We start from the raw sequence: 21,106 nt of genomic DNA, 5'->3' as shown, positions 1-21,106 counted from the left end.
AGCCTCATTGCACCGTAAACGTCACCTTCGCCCGCGCGTTCGGCCAGTTTTGGTCGGCGAGCCACCACTCAAGCGTATACGTCCCCGGCTCTAGGTCGCGGAACGTTTCCTGAAACGACAGCTCTTCGCCTTGTTTTAACGTCCGTTCCTCATAAATTTGCGCAAACATCTTCCCTTCGCTGAACTGCTTCACCTTTTGTCCATCGCGGTATAAAACGTAGTCATACTTTTTCGAGCTCGTAAACGTCACCGTTTGCACGCGTTCGGTTTGGTTTTTGACCGTAAAGGTAAACACGTAAGCATCGTTTTGCCTTTCGTACGTGAGCGACGGCTCCAGCGTCCCGGCGATGATGCCTTTTCCGCCCGCGGGCGCTGGTTTGCCGGCCGGAGCGGGGCCAAGTAAATCGTCTTTCGCCTGCGGTTGATCACTGCTGTTTGTGTACATGAACAACGCACTCGCCGCTGCTGCTCCCACGAGCGCCGCAATGATGCCGATCGTCTTTCCGTTTCCCATTCTCGCTCCTCCTTTGACTTTTCTATTATAGTCGTTTCCCATTTCGCTCTCGTTACAAACCGCAAAAAAATTGTGAAAAAACCGTTGTCCGCCTTGATATTTCTGGTATATATGCCCGTTTTGTCTAATAAAATGTTACAAATTGAACAGCAATGAGAGTGGTTGAGGTGGGGATCGTTCACAACCGGCAAGCGACGCGGCGAAGACGCTTCTAAGACATCCAACGAAAGCGGCGCTCATCAGTGGCAAGACGAGTCTCATTTCACACTTCTCACTTCTCACATCCAACTTAGGGAGGGCGAGTGGTGTGCACGATTACATCAAAGAGCGTACGATCAAGATTGGCAAGTATATCGTGGAGACGAGGAAAACTGTTCGCGTCATCGCGAAAGAGTTTGGCGTGTCGAAAAGCACCGTGCATAAAGACTTGACCGAGCGGCTGCCGGAAATCAATCCGGAGCTGGCCCAAGAAGTGAAACAAATCCTCGATTACCATAAATCGATCCGCCATTTGCGCGGCGGGGAAGCAACGAAGAAAAAGTATAAAAAGCAGACGGTGAAAAACAACTGACTTTTTCCTTGCCATCTGCCGTTTGCAGTATCATTCCGGGAGGCAAATATGGTAGAATAAACAATTAGGAATGATTTTAGGGCAGAGGCAAGGAGGAGCAAGTCATATGTTTTCACGAGACATCGGCATTGACCTAGGCACGGCGAACGTCCTCATTTTCGTCAAAGGCAAAGGCATCGTGCTCAATGAGCCGTCCGTCGTGGCGATCGATAAACACACGAACAAAGTGCTGGCAGTCGGCGAAGAAGCACGACGAATGGTCGGACGTACTCCTGGGAATATTGTTGCCATTCGGCCGCTCAAAGACGGCGTCATCGCGGATTTTGACATTACCGAAGCGATGCTGAAGCATTTCTTAAGCAAGCTCGACCTAAAAGGCTTTTTCGCCAAACCGCGCATTTTGATTTGTTGCCCGACGAACACAACATCCGTGGAACGGAAAGCGATCAAAGAGGCAGCGGAAAAAAGCGGCGGCAAAAAAGTGTACTTGGAGGAAGAGCCGAAAGTCGCAGCCATTGGCGCCGGAATGGACATTTTTCAGCCGTGCGGAAACATGGTCGTTGATATTGGCGGTGGCACGACTGACGTCGCGGTTCTCTCGATGGGAGACATCGTCACCGCCTCTTCCATTAAAATGGCCGGGGACAAGTTTGATATGGAGATTTTAAACTACATCAAGCGCGAATATAAGCTGCTCATTGGGGAGCGAACGGCCGAGGAAATCAAGATTAAGGTCGCAACGGTATTCCCAGGCGCACGGTCCGAAGAAATCGACGTCCGCGGCCGCGATCTCGTCACCGGACTGCCGCGCACGATCACCGTTCGATCGGAGGAGATCGAACGGGCGCTTCGCGAGCCGGTGTCGTTGATTGTACAAGCTGCCAAAAGCGTGCTCGAGCGCACCCCGCCGGAATTGTCGGCGGATATTATCGACCGCGGCGTCATTTTAACGGGCGGCGGCGCATTGCTTCATGGCATCGATTTATTGCTGTCAGAAGAGCTGAAGCTTCCGGTGTTCGTCGCGGAGAATCCGATGGACTGCGTCGCCCTTGGCACCGGGATTATGCTGGAAAACATCGATCGGGCGCCAAAATCGCAGTTGGTGTAAAAAAGGAAAAGCGGGGGATGCGACTGTCGCCTCCGCCCGCTTATAATGGAATCAACAAGCCGCCCGCCAAAGCCGGCAGCGGCTTTCTGCAACGAATTTTCATGGACAAGCGAGGGAGCTGCCATGCTAAGAGGATTGTACACCGCCGCGAGCGGCATGTTGGCGCAAGAGCGGCGCGTGGATTGGTTGACGAACAATTTGGCGAACGCCGAAACGCCGGGATACAAAGCCGATGCGGCCGCGATGAGAGCGTTTCCGGAACTGTTGATGAGCCGCCTCGAGGATCAACCGATCCCGACCGCCTCAAGGCGCGCCATCCCGACGCAAACCGTCATTGGGCCGCTCGTTACGGGCGTCTATATGCAAGAACTCATCCCGAACTTCCGCCAAGGGGATGTGAAAGAAACCGGCTTGGCGGCCGATATGGCCATTGTGGACGGACAAGTCCCGTCGACCGGGCAAGCGGCCAGCGAGGCGCGCTGTTTTTTGCCGTCGAAACAGGTGAGGGCGAGGTCCGCTACACGAGAAACGGTCATTTCACCTTGAGCCCGGACGGCTACTTGACGACGCAAGAGGGTTGGTATGTGCTTAATGCCAATGGCGAGCGCATTCCGCTCTCAAGCGAGCGGTTCTCGGTCCGCGACGATGGAACGATCATCGATGAGAATGGGACGGCCACCCGTCTCGGCGTTGCATTCGCCGCCAATCCGCAAACGTTGGTCAAGGAAGGAAACGGCTTATTCCGCAGCACGACAGGGTCGTTGCCGCAGGCGCCCGGCAATGTGACGTATACGGTGAAACAGCGTTTTCTCGAGCGGTCGAACGTCGACATTGAGCGGACGATGACCGATTTGCTCGCCGCCTACCGCACGTTTGAAGCGAACCAAAAAATCGTCCAAGCGTACGACCGCAGCTTGGACAAGGCCGTCAACGAAGTCGGCCGCCTGAAATGATGACAAAAGGGGGACAAGCCCGTGCTTCGTTCGATGCTCACCGCCGCCAACACGATGAACGCCTTGCAAGAGCGGCTTGATACGATCAGCCATAACATCGCCAACAGCAACACCGTCGGCTTTAAACGGCGCGAAGCGAGCTTTGCCGAGCTCTTGACCCAACAAATCGACCGCCTGCCGAACGACGAAGCGCCCCGGCAAACGCCAGAGGGCGTGCGTTACGGCAACGGGGCGCGTCTCGCTTCGACGATGCTCATCACCAAGCAAGGCGCGCTGGTGGAAACCGGCCGCCGCTTGGATTTTGCCTTGACGGCCGAAAACCAATGGTTTCGCGTCCGTCTGGCCGATCAAAACGGCGCGGAAACGATCGGCTATACCCGCGCCGGCAACTTTTCGCTTGCGCCCATGAACGGCGAGCTTGCTTTGACGACAAGCGACGGCCTGTTTGTGCTTGATGAAAGGAACGCGCCGATTGTGCTTCCCGCCGATGCGCATGACGTACAGATGTCCCCGACTGGGACGTTGACGGCAACCAATGCCGACGGCCGCGTCGTCGCCCGCGTCAATTTGGGCGTCACCGTGATCCGCCGTCCGCAGCTTCTGGAAGCCCGCGGCGGCAATGTCTATGCGCTTCCCAACGTCCCAGGCGCGGCCGAAGAACTGAACGGCAACTTGCGCGGCCAAATCGGCGTCAAGCAAGGCGCCTTGGAACAGTCGAACGTCGACCTTGGCGAGGAAATGGTCGGCCTGATGGCGACAAGCCGAGCGTATCAGCTGAACGCCCGCGCCATTTCCATCTCGGAACAAATGCTCGGGCTGATCAACGGCATGCGCTCCTCATAAGGAGGATCGCGATGAGTGACGAGAGGCATCAAGAACCTATGAGCTCGCCGTCTTCCCGGATGGCAAGGCGGAAAGGCCGAGTAAGAAAGAGCCCGCCGACTCCCGCCGAACCGGAAGCCAAAGCCCTTCCGCCGGAAGGGGAGGCGGCCGCGCCGCGCCGGTTCGTCCGCACCCGGCTCATCCCGATCTGGCTTCGGTTTGTGATCGTCACCGTTCTTATGGCCATCTGCCTTGCGGCGGGAGCGGTCGTCGGCTACAGCGCCATCGGCGATGGGGCGTGGCTTGACGTGTTCCGCCCGTCGACGTGGCTGCACATCCTCGATTTTGTCGAAAAAGGGGCATAAGAGGCTGTCTCAGCAACGCCGTTTTGATGATAACGAAAAGGAGTGTTTCCATGCTTGACATCCAGCAAATCCAGTCCATCATCCCGCACCGCTATCCGTTTTTGCTTGTTGACCGCATTCTGGAAATCGAAGAAGGCAAGCGCGCCGTCGGCATCAAAAACGTCAGCGCCAACGAAGCGTTTTTCGCCGGCCACTTCCCCGAATACCCGGTCATGCCCGGCGTGTTGATCGTCGAGGCGCTCGCCCAAGTCGGCGCCGTCGTCCTCCTGCAAAGTGAGGAAAACCGCGGCCGCCTCGCTTTTTTCGCCGGCATCGACAACTGCCGTTTTAAAAAGCAAGTCAAACCGGGCGACCAGCTCCGCTTGGAAGTCGAGATTCTCCGCGCCCGCGGCGCCATCGGCAAAGGCAAAGGCATCGCCACCGTCGACGGCGAGCTTGTCTGCGAAACGGAGTTGATGTTCGCTCTTGGCGACAAACGAGCTGACTGAACAAAACGCGTTCCTTCGGGGAGCGCGTTTTTTTTGTCGGCTGCGCTATATAGCGAACGAATGAAACGTTTCTTTCTGGGAAAGATAAACAAGGACCGGCCTTACATAAGGTCACCACAACCAATAGAAAGGAGCAGATAGGATGAAGAAAAAAGCGTTGCTGATCCGGCTGTTCAGCGCTCTTGTCGCCCTCTTTTTAGCGGCTGGATGCAATATGAACCGCGACAACAACAATCCGCCGCCGCCGAACAACAACCAAAACGATGTCAACGACCAAGACGTGAACCCGGCTGATGACATCAACCAAAACGATAACGTCGACAACGACAAAGACAATGACGGCATCCCGGACAACCGCGATACCGATTTGAACGACAACCAAAACAATCAACTCCCGCCGGGAGACGACACGAACAACGGACCGGGCGACGATGAGCGCGATACGGTTCCGGACCGCGAAGACCCGATTGAAGACCCACAAGACGCCAATGACAAAGACAATAAAGACGAATAACGAAAACAGGCTGCCGATCGAGGCGGCCTTTTCGTTTCGCCAAAATTAGTACCGATTTAGGCTAGATATGTTTCGCTTCATTCGCTATAATGGGAATGTCGATTCATGTTCGAAAGATCGGGACAGAGGTCGAACACCGCGATGTCCTTGCGGGGAAAACACTCGCACAACCCGCCTATTTTGCATCAGAAAGGGCGTACATTCAGCGAACGTCAAGCAAGACGGAGGCAAACAAGAGAGGGGGAACACGGATGGAAGAAACCATCAGCCTGCGTGAGTTGTTCGAAACATTGCGCAAACGGCTTTGGCTTATCGTCCTGATCACCGCGCTTGCTACCGTTGTAAGCGGTGTGGTCAGTTATTTTCTATTAACGCCAATCTACCAGGCATCGACGCAAATTCTCGTCAACCAGGCGAAATCCGAGCAGCAGCTCTACAACTTCAACGAAATCCAAACGAACGTGCAGCTCATTAACACGTACAGCGTCATCATCAAAAGCCCGACGATTTTGGAAAAAGTGAAAGACGAGCTCCACCTTGACCGGACGCTTGACGAACTGAACGAACAGATTCAAGTCTCAAGCGAAAAAGACTCGCAAGTGTTCTCGGTCACCGTCCAAGATCCCGATCCCGCCTTGGCGGCCAAGATCGCCAACAAAACGGCCGAAGTGTTCAAAAACGAAATCGTCAAAATCATGAACATCGACAACGTAACGATTCTGTCCAAAGCGGAAGTGAAGGATCATCAAGCCCCGGTCAAACCGAAGCCTTTGCTGAACATGGCCATCGCCTTTGTCGTCGGCTTGATGACGGGTGTCGGGCTTGCGTTCCTGCTTGAATATTTGGACAACACGATCAAAACGGAAGAAGACGTCGAAAAACATCTCGGCCTGCCGGTGCTCGGTGCGGTCAGTTTGATCACGGCGGAAGGCGGGCAAAAAGCGAAACGCGAAACCGCCATTCCACAAACAAGAGGTGAAACCATTGGCTCGTAAACCAGCAGCATCAATCCGCAAAGCGGAACGGAAGCTGATCACGGTCGAGAATCCAAAATCCCCCATTGCAGAGCAATACCGGACGATCCGGACGAATATCCAATTTTCATTCATTGATGCGCCGCTCCGCTCCTTAATTGTCACGTCAACCGGACCTGGCGAGGGAAAATCGACCACCGCGGCGAACTTGGCTGCCGTCTTCGCCCAGCAAGGGAAAAAGACATTGCTCATTGATGCCGACTTGCGCAAACCGACGGTCCATTACACCTTCCGGTTAAACAACTACATGGGATTAACGAACGTTTTGACGGGCTCGGCGCCGCTGTTGCCGACGTGCCAGGAGACCGAGATCGACCATTTATCGATCTTAACCTCCGGCCCGATCCCGCCGAATCCGGCCGAGCTCCTCAGCTCGAAAGCGATGGCGCAATGCCTCGAACAGCTGTATGAGACGTTTGACCTTGTCATCTTCGACACTCCGCCTGTCTTGGCCGTGACAGACGCGCAAATTTTAGCCAATCAATGCGACGGCACCGTCTTGGTCATCGAAAGCGGCGGCACCGAAATCGAAGCGGCGGTCAAGGCGAAAGAACTGCTCGAAGCGGCCAACGCCAAGTTGCTCGGCGTCGTTTTGAACAAGCGGAAGCACCGCGACGGCGGGTATTATTATTACTATCAATACAAGTAACCACAAACGGCTTCCCGACCGCGGGAAGCCGTTCTGATAGAGAAAAGGGGGAGAGCCGTTGAGAAACTTCATCCTCATCTTGTTGTTCACCGCCGCCTGCCTTGCCTTCATCATAACCGGTCACTTGTACTGGGAGCGAAAAATCGAAGCCACCGTGCAAGCGGCGCGGGCGAAAGTCGAAACATCCACCAAGCAGGAAACGGAGACGAGCCAAACGGAAGCGATCCTCGCCCGCGCCAAGCAGCTGCCCGCGGCCGCGCAAGCTGCCATCAAGCGGGCGGTGGAGGAACACCGTCCGATCCGCCTTGTCATCGCTGGCTCCGAATCAACGCCAGAAAACGGCGGCTGGCCTGAGCGGTTGAAACAAGCGCTCGATGACGCCTACGGGAAAGGCGTGTTTCACATCACCGTCCACGAATACGAGGGCTTGACGACCGCCGACGCCGACCGACAGCGCATCGCCGCCGACTGGGTCAAGGACAAGCCGGATCTTGTCTTGCTTGAACCGTTTTTGTTAAACGACAACGGCGTCGTGACGATCGATGACACGCTCGCCCACATCCAATCGATCATCGACGAGCTCAAATCCGCGGCCCCGAATGCGGTCGTGATCTTGCAGCCGCCGAACCCGATTTACAACGCAACCTACTATCCGCGGCAAGTCGAGCAGCTTGAAGCGTTCGCGAAAGAGAACGGTTATCCTTATATCAACCATTGGCCCGCCTGGCCGGATGCAAACAGCGAGGAACTGAACCGCTACGTCGACCCGCAAACCGACTTGCCGACCGCAGAAGGCGCCAACGTGTGGGCCGATGCGCTCGCCAAGCGCTTCATCGCCCAATAAAAACGAGGGCGTCCCAAAAGGATGGGGACGCCCTCGTTCGTCTCCGTATATGTGCACTTGACCACTTTTTCCACACTATATGTTGCGCCTATCTTGGAGACAGACGGCCTTTTGGGTCAGCACTGTCGCATTACTTCACCGCTGTCGCTTTCAGCTCGAGATGTTCTTTCAACTCATTCGAAATCGCCAGCCGTTCGCTCTCCGGCACAAGCAAGTAATAAATGCCGTTGATTTTCGTCCCTTGTCCCGTAATATGCAGCTGCTTAATGTGCTTGCGGGCGTCTTTGTAATTCGCTTGAATTTCTTTCATTTCCTCAAACGTCAAGTTCGTTTTCACGTTTTTCCCGATCGCTGCGAGCACATCGCTGTAATTGGCAAGCGACGAGAAGCTGGCGCCTTTCTCAATAATCGCTTGAATGATCTGCTTTTGCCGGTCCTGGCGCCCGAAATCGCCGCGCGGGTCCTCTTTCCGCATGCGAGAGTATTTCAGCGCTTCGTCCCCGTTCAATGTAATCTCACCTTTGGGGAAATGCGTTCCTTCATACGTAAACGCGAACGGGTTGTTCACCGTCACACCGCCGACGGCATCGACAATGTCGCGGAAGCTTTCCATGTTGACTTTAATGTAATAGTCAATCGGGATGTCCAAGAAATGCTCGACCGTCGCCATTGTCATCTCCACGCCGCCAAAGGCGTACGAGTGGTTGATTTTATCTTCCGTCCCTTTTCCAACGATTTCGGTCCTTGTGTCGCGCGGCACGCTCACCATCTCAATCGACTGCTTATTCGGATTCACCGTCATGACGATGAGCGTATCGGCGCGCCCTTTATCCCCTTTGCGTTCATCAACACCGATCAACAAAATGGAAATCGGCGTCTTCCGTTCAAACGAAACGTCTTCTTTTCGCTTCTCCGACTTCCAGTTGACGTTCTCATGCATTTGGTTCGCCGTCTGTTTCACATGATGATAAATAGAATAGGCGAATATTCCCGCTCCAGCGAATAACACGACGAGCAATCCCGTCACCCAGCGGAGCCATGTTTTCTTCTTTTTTCGACGTTCTGCTCTCATGCGCACTCTTCCTTTTCCATTCCGAAATTTTCGTGCATGCCATTTCGATTATAGACCGTTTTCCAAGCGAAGACAACTAAATGTTCAACGGTTTTGACTTTTATCAGTAGGAGTTTCCTCCTAATCCCGACAATATTCGACAAATCTCGTCCATTGATAGACTGTTTTTCCTATGTTACCATAATAGATGTTTAGTAGAGCGAAAAAAGGAGGAGTGGACGATGATCGACATTCACAGCCATATTTTGCCCGGTGTTGACGACGGAGCGGCTGCGATGGAGAACGCCATCGCCATGGCGCAGGCCGCAGCCAAGGAAGGAATCACGACGATCATCGCCACTCCCCATCATCAAAATGGGACGTATGAAAACCCAAGACCAGCCGTCCTTTCCTTGGCGGCTGAGTTGAACGACGAATTGAAACGGCGCGGCATCGACCTCACCGTCCTTCCTGGCCAGGAAGTGCGCATCCACGGCGACTTGCTTGACGGCTTGGCCCGAGGCGAGGTGATGACGCTTGCCGATACATCATACATGTTGATCGAATTTCCGCCCGATCATGTGCCGAAGTATGCGGAGCATCTCCTCTTTGATGCCCAAGTAAAAGGGTTTATCCCGATCATCGCCCATCCGGAGCGAAACGCCGAGATCATCGAAACCCTCGAGCGGCTGTACCAGCTCGTCAAACGCGGCGCCTTGGCCCAGCTGACGGCATCAAGCATTACGGGCCATTTCGGCAAGAAAATCAAAACGTTCTCGTTTCAGCTGATCGAAGCGAACTTGGCCCATTTCATCGCCTCGGACGCCCACAACACGAAAACGCGGCCGTTTCGCCTCCGCGAGGCGTACGAGGTGATCCGGAAAGAATACGGGACAGACATGGTGTACTACTTCCAAGAGAACGCCGAGCTGCTCGTTCGCGGCCAAGCCGTGTTCCGCGACGAACCACAGCGGGTGAAAAAGAAAAAGTTCCTTGGCCTCTTTTAGAAATAGTTGGCAGTATGATATAAAATAATTTACAAATTAACCCGTGGTGCTAGATAAACTCAAACAAGCATAAAAATAGCCCTTGCATGAGGATCCCCTTAAAATGAAAGTGCAACCAACCATTAAAAAGGAGCATTCCCGTTAGGAGCTTTTCCGGGGACTTGATCAAAAAAAGCCCTCTTGGTATGATGCAGGGGTGTCAAACACATCACTCACCATACCAAGGAGGACTTCAGATGAATTGTACACAAAACTATAAAATTGATCAAGTCACCGAACAAACGCTTGTCGTGGGCATCGATATCGCGAAACGAACCCACTACGCCTGCTTCGTGGATGACCGGGGGCGTGTGCTTCGCAAATCGTTCCCGATCTTCCAGTCGAAAGAGGGCTTTCGCCAGCTGTATGAAGCGATTCAGGAGGCGATGCAAGCGTTCGGGAAGTCAGAGGTGATCGTCGCGGTGGAGCCGACCGGGCACTACTGGTTGAACCTGGCCTACTTCCTCGAGGAGCACGGGATCCCGTTGGTCATGGTCAACCCGGCGCATGTGTGCCGGTCGAAAGAACTCGACGACAACCTGCCGACGAAACATGACGCCAAAGACGCCCTAGTCATCGCCAGACTGGCGAAAGACGGACGATTCCTCGTCCCCGGCTGCTGCACGAGGTTGAAGCCGATTTGCGCGTCGGGAGCACGCTCAAAGAGAAGCTCCGCAAGGAACAGACGGCGGTGAAAAACGCGATCGTCCGCTGGACCGACCGATATTTTCCAGAGTTTTGGACGGTGTTTCGCGACCTGGGGAAAACGGCGCTTTCGGTGCTGGAGTGGACGCCGCTTCCAGCCGATATGGCCAGCCGATCCGCCGAGGAGCTCATCGAGGTGTACCGGCAAAGCGAAGGGCTGAAATGCCCGCAGAAGGCCAAAATTCAGGCGTTGATCAACGCCGCGAAGGACTCGATTGGGGTGACGGAAGGGACGACGATGGCCCGGTTTGAGATCGCCGCGCTCGTCCGCCGATACCGCCAATTGGAGGCTGAGATCGCCGCGTTGGACGCCGAGTTGAAGGCATTGGTTCAAACGACGATGGAGTATCAATGGCTGAAAACGGTCGACGGGTTGGGAGACGCCACGATCATCGATCTGCTGGCGGAGATCGGCAGCTTCGCCCACTATCGGGACCCGCGTCAATTGGTGAAGTTGGCGGGCCTGACGCTCAAAGAGAATTCCTCCGGCCAGCGCAAAGGGCAAAAGCACATCTCCAAACGGGGACGGAAACGGCTGCGATCGGTGCTGTTTCGGGCGATGATTCCGCTGATCCGGCACAACGAGGCGTTTCGCGAGCTGCATGAGTATTATACGACCCGATCCGTCAATCCGCTGACCGGAAAGCAGTCCATCGTCGCCTTGTGCCGGAAGCTGTTGAATGTGCTGTTTGCGATTTGTACGAAGAAACAAGCGTTTGACGCGGAGCGAATGAAACAGGACGTCTTGTCCCAGGTGCAACGGGCGGCCTAAGGCCTCCCCCTGCGAACGGAAGAATCGTTGGACAACAGGATGACACCGGAGAAGCTGGCGTGATTGTATCCATTCGACCTTGAGTCCCCAAAGGAGCTTGGCCGGCCTCCGCCTGATGACGAGACCGAACGAGGGAATGTTGGCGCGAAGACGCCCGGAGACATGGGAGGGTTCGTCCTCATCAGCGACGCGGAGATCCAAAGGGTGCATCGAATACGCTTCCTCCCACGGCAGGAAAATATGTCCAGCCGTGGCCGCGAAGCGCACCCTAGGTCTGTAAGATATCCACAAAACTGAAAAAGGATGTAAGGGATTTTGTCGAAAAATATTTTTTGGACACCCCTGAGGGGCCGAAAAGCCTTGATAAATCAACATTTCTAGAGGGAGGATCCACCATGCTTCGTGGGCAAAAAGTGGCCTTCCGGGCATCGAAGGCGGACCTCGAGCGGCTTCGTGCCTGTAACCGCGAGTCGGCTCGCGTCTGGAATGAATGCCTCCGATTGGCCAAAGAGCATTTCCTTCAACACGGCCGCTGGATCTCGAAAAGCGAGCTGCAAAAACAAACGAAAGGGCGATTCCATCTTCACAGCCAGTCCATTCAAGCCGTCTGCCACCAATACCTCTTCGCCCGGCAATCCGCTCGAGCCGCTATCCAGAAAGGACATCGCCACGTTCGTTATCCGTACAAGCAGAAGACATTTTTCAACACCAAATGGGCAAAAGACGGATTCACCATTCATGAAAATGGGAAAATCACGTTGTCCATGGGCATCCATGGTGGAAAACGCGAAAAACCGATTATCGTCTACGTCTCACAGCTGCCGCAGGGAACGATCAAAGAAATCGAATGTTGTTATGATCATGGCTGGTATCTTGCCATCACCTATGACGATGGCCAGGAAGCGAAAGCGTACCAGCCGGGGCATGCGGTTGGCGTCGATCTTGGCGAAATCCATACGATCGGGGCGTTTTGCGAAAACGGCCAAGCCCTCCTCATCACGGGGCGAAAGGTGCGCTCGCTTCACCGGCTGCGAAACAAAAAATTAGCCGAGATTCAACGCCGTCAATCGAGATGCCAAAAAGGGTCCCGGCAATGGAAAAAGTATGAACGGGCCAAGAAGTACATCTTATCGAAATCGGAACGCCAGCTGCGCGATGCCCTTCATAAAACAACGAAACAGTTTGTCGATTGGTGCCGTGCCCAATCGGTTTCCGATGTGTACATCGGAAATGTCGAGGGAGTCCAGCGGCACACGCGAAAGAAAAAACGGGCCAGCCGGAAACAAGCGCAAAAGCTCTCGAATTGGTCATTCGGGAAAACCAAGAACTATCTGGCCTACAAATTAGCCCAGCACGGCATTCGCCTGAAAGAGATGGACGAATCGTATACGAGCCAGACATGTCCTGTCTGCCGGAAACGAAAAAAAGTGTCGGGCCGAATTTTCGCCTGTTCTTGTGGATATAAAGAACATCGGGACGTTCATGGAGCCCGAAATATCTTGAGCAAGGCGGTGCATGGACATATTCTTCCTTGGTCGGTACCGACGAAGCTCACGTATCTACGGATTGCGTAAGCAAGAAGTAGTAGACGGGCCGGACCGCCCCATCGGTCAAAAGCCGATGTTGCTTACCGAATCGGCCGGGAAGACTTCCGATGCGTGCATCGAGCGGGAGAAGAGAGCCTTCTTCTGCGCCGAAGCTTCTTCGGGCGAGTGGTAAGAAACTCCTATCTCTAAACGGAGTGTAGGTGGGAGAGGTTCATAGTGTATGGGCAAGACGGCGGACAAATCCCGCCAGCTGTGGCGGATACGATTATTCAATACGTCAATGCGGTCGAAAATGAATTGACGGTTGAAGTAGCAAGCGAGCAAGAACTTCTGGAAAACGGATTGCTTACCTATATCGGCGAAGAAATCGATGAAGCCTACCTTCAGCAATTAAAAACGATTCAACTCAATCCAGAAATGGTTGCGAAAGTGGCGAAAGAGTTAAAAATTGTTTTTTCTCCTTTGCATGGCACAGCCAATAAGTTAGTCCGCGCTGGTTTAAAAGCATTTGGTTTTGAAAACGTGACGGTGGTAAAAGAACAAGAACTTCCAGATCCGAACTTTTCCACTGTTGCCTCGCCAAATCCGGAAGAGCATGCCGCGTTTGCATTAGCGATTCAATACGGTGAAAAAATCGATGCCGACATTTTAATGGCAACAGACCCGGATGCGGACCGGCTTGGTGTCGCGGTGAAAAATTTAGATGGTGAATATGTCGTGTTAACAGGCAACCAAATGGGCGCGTTGATGCTGGAATATTTATTATCGCAAAAGCAGGCAAAAGGAATCTTGCCGAAAAACGGCGTCGTTGTGAAAACGATCGTGACGTCCGAAATCGGTCGCGCGATTGCCGAGCATTATGGTTTGCCAATGATCGATACGTTGACTGGGTTTAAATTTATTGGCGAGAAGATTAACGAGTTTGAACGAACGAAAGAATACACGTTCCAATTCGGTTATGAAGAAAGCTATGGCTATTTAATCGGCGACTTTGTCCGCGACAAAGATGCGGTGCAATCGGCGATTTTTGCCGCGGAAGTAGCGGCTTATTATAAAACGCAGGGAAAAACATTGTATGAAGGGTTATTAGAGATTTTTGAAAAATACGGCTACTATCGTGAATCATTGCGCTCGCTAACATTAAAAGGAAAAGACGGCGCCGAGCAAATCGCGAATATTTTAGCGACATTCCGCAAAGAACCGCCGAAAGAAATCGCCGGCGTTGCCGTTGTCGCGATCGAAGACTATTTGATGAGCAAACGCACCATTGTCGCGACAGGGGAAGAACAGACAATTGATCTGCCTCGTTCGAACGTGTTGAAATATCATCTTGCGAATGGCGCGTGGTTCTGCTTGCGTCCATCAGGCACAGAGCCGAAAGCGAAGTTTTACTTTGGCGTGAGAGGAACATCGTTACAAGAGAGCGAAGAACTTGTTGCCGCATTAGAAAACGCGGTAATGGCTATAGTCCATCAAATAGTTAATGTATAATTGGGGGATTGTACATGATTCTCGTTGTCGGCGGAGCCGGTTATATCGGCAGTCATTTAGTGAAAGAGTTAGTGGAAAAAGAGCAAGTGATCGTGCTTGATAACTTATCGACTGGCCATCGCTATTTAGTGGATGATCGCGCGGTGTTTGTGCAAGGGGATTTAGGAAACAAAGCGGATCTTGAGCCGATTTTTGAAAAATACCCGATTCAAGCCGTCATGCATTTTGCGGCGAACAGCTTGGTCGGCGAATCGGCGGTGAATCCGCTGAAATATTATCAAAACAACGTTGCCGCTACATTAACGTTGCTAGAAACGATGCTGAAATATAATGTGAAAAACTTTATCTTCTCGTCAACCGCGGCGACGTATGGAATTCCGAATGTCAAATTGATTACGGAAGATTGCCCAACAAATCCAATTAACCCATACGGCCGTTCGAAGTTAATGATCGAACAAATTTTAGCGGATTTTGCTTCTGCGTATGGTTTGAACTATGTCGTCCTTCGCTACTTTAACGCGGCTGGGGCACACGAGTCGGGGGAAATTGGCGAAGACCATAACCCGGAAACACATTTGATTCCGCTTGTCTTGCAGCATTTGTTAGAAGGCCGGTGAAAAAAGTACACCCTGAGGCAGGGATTTAGGGGGCTTATGTCGAAAAAGGAAGAAAAATCGTTGGAATGGAGCGTGAATGGATGATGAAAGCCCCCAAAAACCCTTCGACTCAGCCTCGGCTGTTTCAAGTCATCGACATGGAGGACCTGGTTCCCCCACACCATATCCTGCGCCAAATCAACGAAGCCGTCGACTTTTCCGTCATTCACGATTGGGTGGCTCCCCTGTACACGGAAAAAACGGGTCGCCCGGCGGCGGATCCGGAACGGCTGCTTCGCCTAATGCTGCTCTCGTATTTGTTCGACCACTCTGAGCGGGAGTTGTATGAGATCCTCCCCATGCATGCCGGATACTTGTGGTTTTGCGGTCTCGACTTTGAATCCGTGCTTCATCCGGATCCTCATCATCCTACGCTTCCGGATCGAACGACGCTCGTCAAAACACGGAAACGCTGGCGCCAACATGGAATCTTTGACCGGCTGATGACCTATGTGGTGGATCAATGCATCGCGGCGGGGTTGGTCTCGCCGGATGTCCATGCGGCGGCTGACGGCACCCAAGTGCGGGCGAATGCCTCGATCCACAGCTTGCGGGAGGTCAAGCTCGCTCCGGTGGAGACGTTGGAAGACTATCTGGCCCGCACTGCCCGGGAAGATGAACAGACCGAGGCCCGGGATCCGGATGACGACCCACCCTCTCCGTCTCCAAAATCAGGGGAACGCGTCCATGCCGAAGAACGGGGAAACTTCCGTGGAGCCACGTTTTCCAACCGGACCCATCGAAGCGTGACGGATCCGGATGCCCGGTTGTACAAGAAAGGAAAAGGCCAGGAAGCGTATCCTCGGTATCTGGTGCACGACGTCATCGATGTCCAGTCGCGCGTGATTTTATCCAGACGGGCCAGCCTCGCCACTGGAACGGCGGAACGGGAGACGAGTTTGGAGCAGCTGGCTTCGATTCAGTTTCGCCACCCGTCGATTACGATTCGGACCTTGTCTGCGGACAAAGCGTATGGCACCACCGAGTATCTGGAAGCGCTCTTCGTTCAAGGCATCACACCGCTCGTGCCGTTGCGCCGCAAGGAGATGGAGGAGATTCCAACCTGGAAGCGCCGGGCGAAGGATCCCGCTCAGGAAGCAAAGCGCCAGGCGAAAGTCCGAGACGTTCAGATTCGCAATCAAGCGAGGCTCATTCAGCAACAGGGCGGCTATCGATCCATTCAAGCCCTTCGCACGCGTTGTGAGCATGTGTTCGCCGAAGGGAAGGAATGTCACGGGCTGGACCGGGCCCGAAGCCGGGGCCTTTACGCCATGGAAGAACAGGCGCTGTTGACCGCCGTCGTGCAAAATCTGAAGCGATTGTGCCGGTTTCGAAAAAAAACGAGGGGGGACCGGCTCTTTGGCGTGCGCAAAACCGGAATTGGGAGCAGGAAGTCCTGCTCGTCTTCCCATCCTTTGGCGCCAAACGGCGGGGAGAATGGCCTCCAAAATTCGACATGTGGGAAGTCTATGCCCCATTAATTCACCGGCCTTTTAGGCCAGCGCGACAAAATTTCCGTCTTCGGTACGGACTATGATACACCAGACGGGACATGCATTCGTGACTATATCCATGTCACCGACTTAGCGAAGGCGCATATTTTAGCGCTGGAAGCTTTATTGTCAGGCAAAAAGAAAACCGCCATTTACAACCTTGGCAACGGTTTAGGCTATTCCGTCAAAGAAGTGATTGAAACATGCGAGAAGGTAACCGGCCGCAAAGCTGTCATTGAATACACCGGCCGCCGCCCTGGCGATCCGGCGCGCCTTGTCGCTTCCTCGCAAAAAATTTACGAAGAACTTGGCTGGAAAGCGGAATATTCATTAGAACAAATCATCGAAAGCGCGTGGAAATGGCATCAGCGGAAAGGATAAGATAAGGAAGACAGGCCGCCCTCGTCGTGGGGCGGCTGGTTGTTTTTTAACTTCCCTCCGAAAGAAGTCTCCTACTTCTAAACGTGAAGGTGCGCCAGCACCAGTGAAAGTGGGAGATGAATTTCGGTTGGCGTTAGCCAACGAATATGATAGAATATGGCTAGAATGGACACCTTCGGAACGAAGGGAAGCGTAAAGGGTTCTTGTGTGTGGCTTACCGTTCAGCGAACACACACAAGTCGCTTGAAGCCCCCACCTCTAAGCGAAGCGTAGGTGGTGGGTAGTTCACTTTAAGTAATCGAAATATTCGGTATATATTTGAACAGTTAAATAGGAATAGTGTACAGTCACGGGAAGATATTGACAAAAATCATCTGTCTAAAAGGAATATGAGGGACCGCTATTGAAATGATAAAGAGTCTTTTTTGTTGTTTTTTCCAAATTCTCTATTTCGATACAAAGGGAGGGAGAGTGATGGAATGGAAGCTGACGAGTGAAAAATATCGGCAGTTATTATCGTTTATTGGGTATGGAAATTTCCGTGAAGCGGACATGATTGTTTTTGGCAATGAGGAAGGGACAGGCGATTACGGAATTGAGGAGAATGTGGAGGCACGCATTCGCTATTATGGAAAAAACGAAGCGGGTGAGTATGTGGATTGTTTTAACGTGAACGACCTAGGCGAAGGGTTTTGGGAATCCCGCAAAGAGGACAAAATCGCCCGCTACTTACGGGAGCAATATGGGGAGGAAGTCGAAGATAAGTTTTACACAAAAGGTACCTTTTTATCTATGGTGGCCCGAATTTGCCTTGCTTTAGAGTGGGGAAGTGATAGTGTTAGTAATTTGTTTCAAACATATAATAAATGTCCTAAGCTTAAAGAAACGATTCGACTTTATATTTTAAATGAATTGTTTACAAAAAGAGAGGGACTTCAAACGTGCTTAAGTGATTGGCGTCCTCTCCCTCGGCCGTCAGAACGGGTATGGCCGACGGAATATAGTGAAATTTGGCCGGATCATTCTATAGGAAATCCATATCTAAAAGCATTTAACAACTCGGATATAAAGGAAGAAATAAAAACGGACTTCAGCAATTTTACCGAAGATGTGAAGAGAAGGATGGCATTGTTAAAAAACGCGTTTGTCTCTTCAAAAGCTAAGGTAATTTTATGTCTAGGAGGAGCTAACGGAGTGAAGAAAACAGTGTTGAAGGAAATGTTCCAACTCCGAGATCGTGACTTCTCTCCATTAGATGTACGAGCCGATTCCCCAACCAATCTATCATCGTATCGCGCGACTGTCCATCTTGATCATAAAGATCTACATATATTCCTTCTTCCGTTTCCGCAGGCAGGATACGGATTCCAAGACGGGAAATCGATGCTACGTTATTATCAGCAAGTTACGGAACGTTACTTGTATCCCATACTTGGCCGCACGTCGAATGATGGCAATGACAGATTGGAAGATGATGTAGAAATGAGATCGAATGTCCATACATCGAAAGGACGGCCACGGTGGACGCGGGAAGAGAATCTTTGCATTTATCATTATTTGGACCTTTTTCCGCAAAAAAGCGCTTGGGAAATTGCCGTTCTCATCAAAGAGAATGAACGATTCAGCAAAATCATTAACCGCAGCATCGGTGCAATTGTCCAGCATATTAACAAGTTGAAAGAACTCCAGGGTGACTTAAATGTACCGGATCCTGTGCATAACAAAGATCGAGGTTTTAATGATTATTAAAGATAAAATAGGCTAGTATAGCGGATGGAATTTACTAAAAACGCCATTTGTCGATCCATGTGTAAGGAGGAACATTGGAAAGGCGTGATTGTGCGTTTGGCGAATGTGGAAAACTAAGGGGGTAAAGGAATGCTTGACCGAATCAAAGGAGGGCTGTTCGGCCTTGCGATTGGCGATGCGCTGGGGGCGACGACGGAGTTTATGAGTGCCGAGGAAATTCGCGGCACGTACGGAAAAAGTGACTGACATCATCGGCGGCGGTTGCTTGATTTACCACCTGGGGAAGTGACGGACGATACGGCAATGACGATTGCGGTGGCGAAAGGGATCATTCGGAATAAGGAAAATCCGATTGCTGAAATCGGAGAGGAGTTTTTGAAGTGGTATAAGACCAATCCCCCGGACGTCGGCAATATCATCCGCACCGTGTTTTCATTGTATGCTGGCGATTGGTTTGATGCTGCTTATCGGGCTTGCCGGAAGCTCGGCGGCAAATGTGCGGGGAACGGGTCGTTAACGCGCTGTTTGCCGATTGCGCTGGCGTATGCGGATCAGGAAAAGATGGAGGAAGTCACGGTCCTTCATTCGAATATGACACATCATGATAGTCAAGCGGCGGAAGCGTGCCTTATTTATAACCGCATTGCTTCTCGGTTGTTGCATGGAGAAAAACTGTCAGCAGCGATTAGGCAAGAAGTTGTTCATACGCGATACGAACCGCTTTTAACGGTTGAACCGGCCTGCCCGCCTGACGGCTATGTCGTGCATACGATGAGCTGGGTTCTTCATTGGCTGTTGCGCTGCGAGTCGTTTGAAGACGTCGTCATTTCAGCGGTGAATATGGGCGGCGATAGCGATACGATTGCGGCGATTGCTGGGGGATTGAAGGGATTAGAAGTCGGATATCACCAACTGCCAAGCCGTTTTACTGAAAAGATCGTCTGTGCCGATGAGTTGGAAGAGCTGGCGGTGCAATTGGTAAATATTCGGGGTTAGTCGGGTGGAGTTTGCCGCGGCCTTCCTATTTGGCTGATCGGTTTGAGATAGGATTTATAGGTTTTCAATAATTTCCATCGATGTTTCTTTGTTCGAAATTTTTGTGAATGATGGGGGATGTATGATGCTAGCTCATCGATTGGCTGAAATACATTCGAACTTTGGCATTTATAGTGAATCACAAATCAATGGGAACGTTGACTTTCATATCGTATCGGATTTGAAACAAGTTCCGGAGTTGAATTATTTAGTGGATTTTTATGAAGCGTATTTCCAGCATTATAAAAAAGCAATGGATCCATCTCGGAATTATTGGTCTTTTAAGAAGGACAATATTGCCCGAAGTGTGGATTTGCCGTTTATTGGGCGTAAGGTTGTTGAGCAAGGTAAGGCAGAGTATATCTTTGTGTTTAAGGGTTCCTTGCAGAAGGAAGAGAAGCTGAGTATGACCGTCCTTTCTTGTTTTTGGATTTTTGAAGACGTACAACCTTATCAGTCATTTTTTGATCGCTATTGGCCCAATACCAAAAATTATGATCCGCTTGTTCGAAATTTAGGGATCACCAGGGATATTGCAGAGAGATCATATGTGACGGATTTTGCTAGGGTAGCTAATCATAGAGGGATCCGAGATATGAAAAAGTGCAAGGAACTGTTAATGGACGAAATACATTTATTAAATCCCCAACTGGTCATATTGGTCGGTTCAGAGCCAAGAGATGCATTTAGCCACGAACTTCGGCTGCATCCGGAAAAGTACATGAGCGTTCCGTTTTCGTTAAAAGGGGTTCCGAAAAAGACACAAATAGAGGGTCCGCTTCTCTATAAGCAACTGCGTGAACGTCTTTATCATTTGTTAGACAAGGAAAAGGGTCAGGTTCTGTGAGGCGCCGAGAATGGTCGATAGATCTCTCGGTGCTGTAGCCTTGCTGCCGTTGCGCTGTTAAGGTGAAAAGTTGGATGAGCAATATCAAGATATGGATTGTTTTGTCCATCATCATTGTTGGGGATGGTCGTGTCGCGAGACAGATTATTTGCCCATTTCTTTCGCCAAGTCTGCCACTTCAGCGATGGTTAATCCGGTCCGTTTCGCAATCTCATGAATAGGCAGGACATCTAGTAAGTTTTTTGCGATTTCAATTGCCTTCTGTTTTTCTGCTTCTTTCACTGCTTCTTCTTTTTCCTGTTCGAAAAGCCGAATGACCTTTGTCATTTTGATCCACTCCTTTACTTTTTTTGCATATTCTTCATCAATAAACTTATCGGTAGCGGTTAAGATGCCGGCGATGACGTGTAGTTGCGTTGGTTCGTCACGAATTTCTTTCGCGAGCTCGATCGTTTTTTCAATCACGACTTA

Annotated in this window: 15 protein-coding genes and 8 pseudogenes; 20 read left to right on the top strand and 3 right to left on the bottom strand. The window is 51.7% G+C overall.

The window, feature by feature from the left end; translation table 11 throughout:
- Window positions 1–4: 4 nt before the first annotated feature.
- Entirely contained in the window at window positions 5–514 is a 510-nt protein-coding gene (locus A0V43_RS14370) for a BsuPI-related putative proteinase inhibitor (protein ID WP_063193433.1), read from the bottom strand.
- Between the two features lie 307 nt (window positions 515–821).
- Between A0V43_RS14370 and spoIIID the strand changes: the two genes are divergently transcribed.
- From spoIIID to A0V43_RS14320, 10 genes and pseudogenes are all read left to right on the top strand, one after another.
- A complete protein-coding gene (gene spoIIID, locus A0V43_RS14365) occupies window positions 822–1,085 on the top strand; it encodes a sporulation transcriptional regulator SpoIIID (RefSeq protein ID WP_011232801.1) in 264 nt (87 codons plus the stop codon).
- 106 nt (window positions 1,086–1,191) lie between these two features.
- Complete coding sequence (locus A0V43_RS14360; protein WP_063193432.1) at window positions 1,192–2,193, top strand: rod shape-determining protein; 1,002 nt, start codon at window positions 1,192–1,194, stop codon at window positions 2,191–2,193.
- Window positions 2,194–2,316: 123 nt separating this feature from the next.
- A pseudogene (locus A0V43_RS14355) lies at window positions 2,317–3,146 on the top strand (flagellar hook-basal body protein).
- A 21-nt stretch (window positions 3,147–3,167) separates the two neighbouring features.
- Window positions 3,168–3,989: a flagellar hook-basal body protein gene (locus A0V43_RS14350; RefSeq protein WP_063193431.1), complete on the top strand. Its 822-nt coding sequence runs from the start codon at window positions 3,168–3,170 to the stop codon at window positions 3,987–3,989.
- An 11-nt stretch (window positions 3,990–4,000) separates the two neighbouring features.
- Window positions 4,001–4,333, top strand: coding sequence for a DNA-directed RNA polymerase subunit beta (locus tag A0V43_RS14345; protein ID WP_063193430.1), 333 nt, complete (start codon window positions 4,001–4,003; stop codon window positions 4,331–4,333).
- Between the two features lie 50 nt (window positions 4,334–4,383).
- Window positions 4,384–4,821: a 3-hydroxyacyl-ACP dehydratase FabZ gene (gene fabZ / locus A0V43_RS14340; RefSeq protein WP_063193429.1), complete on the top strand. Its 438-nt coding sequence runs from the start codon at window positions 4,384–4,386 to the stop codon at window positions 4,819–4,821.
- A 142-nt stretch (window positions 4,822–4,963) separates the two neighbouring features.
- Window positions 4,964–5,335 (top strand): hypothetical protein, encoded by a 372-nt coding sequence (locus tag A0V43_RS14335; protein ID WP_063193428.1) that lies wholly within the window; start codon window positions 4,964–4,966, stop codon window positions 5,333–5,335.
- A gap of 251 nt (window positions 5,336–5,586) precedes the next feature.
- Window positions 5,587–6,330: a YveK family protein gene (locus A0V43_RS14330; protein WP_063193427.1), complete on the top strand. Its 744-nt coding sequence runs from the start codon at window positions 5,587–5,589 to the stop codon at window positions 6,328–6,330.
- A complete protein-coding gene (locus A0V43_RS14325; RefSeq protein WP_063193426.1) occupies window positions 6,320–7,018 on the top strand; it encodes a CpsD/CapB family tyrosine-protein kinase in 699 nt (232 codons plus the stop codon). The genes A0V43_RS14330 and A0V43_RS14325 overlap by 11 nt, the downstream gene beginning before the upstream one ends.
- A 58-nt stretch (window positions 7,019–7,076) precedes the next feature.
- Complete coding sequence (locus A0V43_RS14320; protein WP_063193425.1) at window positions 7,077–7,862, top strand: SGNH/GDSL hydrolase family protein; 786 nt, start codon at window positions 7,077–7,079, stop codon at window positions 7,860–7,862.
- A gap of 130 nt (window positions 7,863–7,992) precedes the next feature.
- On the opposite strand, the gene tagU is transcribed toward A0V43_RS14320, so the two are convergent.
- A complete protein-coding gene (gene tagU, locus A0V43_RS14315) occupies window positions 7,993–8,934 on the bottom strand; it encodes a polyisoprenyl-teichoic acid--peptidoglycan teichoic acid transferase TagU (protein ID WP_063193424.1) in 942 nt (313 codons plus the stop codon).
- A 221-nt stretch (window positions 8,935–9,155) separates the two neighbouring features.
- On the opposite strand from tagU, the gene A0V43_RS14310 reads away from it, so the two are divergent.
- The 10 genes and pseudogenes from A0V43_RS14310 to A0V43_RS14265 all read left to right on the top strand — a co-directional run bounded on the left by A0V43_RS14310 (window position 9,156) and on the right by A0V43_RS14265 (window position 20,635).
- Entirely contained in the window at window positions 9,156–9,920 is a 765-nt protein-coding gene (locus A0V43_RS14310; RefSeq protein ID WP_063193423.1) for a tyrosine-protein phosphatase, read from the top strand.
- Between the two features lie 236 nt (window positions 9,921–10,156).
- Window positions 10,157–11,436 (top strand): annotated as a pseudogene (locus A0V43_RS14305) (IS110 family transposase).
- Between the two features lie 395 nt (window positions 11,437–11,831).
- Entirely contained in the window at window positions 11,832–13,010 is a 1,179-nt protein-coding gene (locus tag A0V43_RS14300) for an RNA-guided endonuclease InsQ/TnpB family protein (protein ID WP_060788679.1), read from the top strand.
- A 183-nt stretch (window positions 13,011–13,193) separates the two neighbouring features.
- Window positions 13,194–14,474: pseudogene (locus A0V43_RS14295) on the top strand (phospho-sugar mutase); the annotation flags it as partial.
- Between the two features lie 14 nt (window positions 14,475–14,488).
- Window positions 14,489–15,088, top strand: a pseudogene (locus tag A0V43_RS14290) (NAD-dependent epimerase/dehydratase family protein); the annotation flags it as partial.
- A gap of 68 nt (window positions 15,089–15,156) precedes the next feature.
- Window positions 15,157–16,627 (top strand): annotated as a pseudogene (locus A0V43_RS14285) (IS5-like element ISGka1 family transposase).
- A pseudogene (locus A0V43_RS14280) lies at window positions 16,621–17,004 on the top strand (GDP-mannose 4,6-dehydratase); the annotation flags it as partial. The pseudogenes A0V43_RS14285 and A0V43_RS14280, both read left to right, overlap by 7 nt.
- A 474-nt stretch (window positions 17,005–17,478) precedes the next feature.
- On the top strand, window positions 17,479–18,753 hold the full coding sequence (locus tag A0V43_RS14275) for a hypothetical protein (protein ID WP_063193422.1): 1,275 nt from the start codon (window positions 17,479–17,481) through the stop codon (window positions 18,751–18,753).
- 129 nt (window positions 18,754–18,882) lie between these two features.
- Window positions 18,883–19,749: pseudogene (locus A0V43_RS14270) on the top strand (ADP-ribosylglycohydrolase family protein).
- Window positions 19,750–19,870: 121 nt separating this feature from the next.
- Window positions 19,871–20,635: a uracil-DNA glycosylase family protein gene (locus tag A0V43_RS14265; RefSeq protein ID WP_128578042.1), complete on the top strand. Its 765-nt coding sequence runs from the start codon at window positions 19,871–19,873 to the stop codon at window positions 20,633–20,635.
- 144 nt (window positions 20,636–20,779) lie between these two features.
- Here the strand turns inward: A0V43_RS14265 and A0V43_RS14260 are convergent.
- Window positions 20,780–21,100: pseudogene (locus A0V43_RS14260) on the bottom strand (transcriptional regulator); the annotation flags it as partial.
- Between the last annotated feature and the right edge of the window lie 6 nt (window positions 21,101–21,106).

The organism is Geobacillus sp. JS12, assembly GCF_001592395.1.
GTDB lineage: Bacteria > Bacillota > Bacilli > Bacillales > Anoxybacillaceae > Geobacillus > Geobacillus zalihae.
The sequence above is the reverse complement of the archived record's forward strand: the minus strand, read 5'-3'. Positions and strand labels throughout refer to the sequence as shown.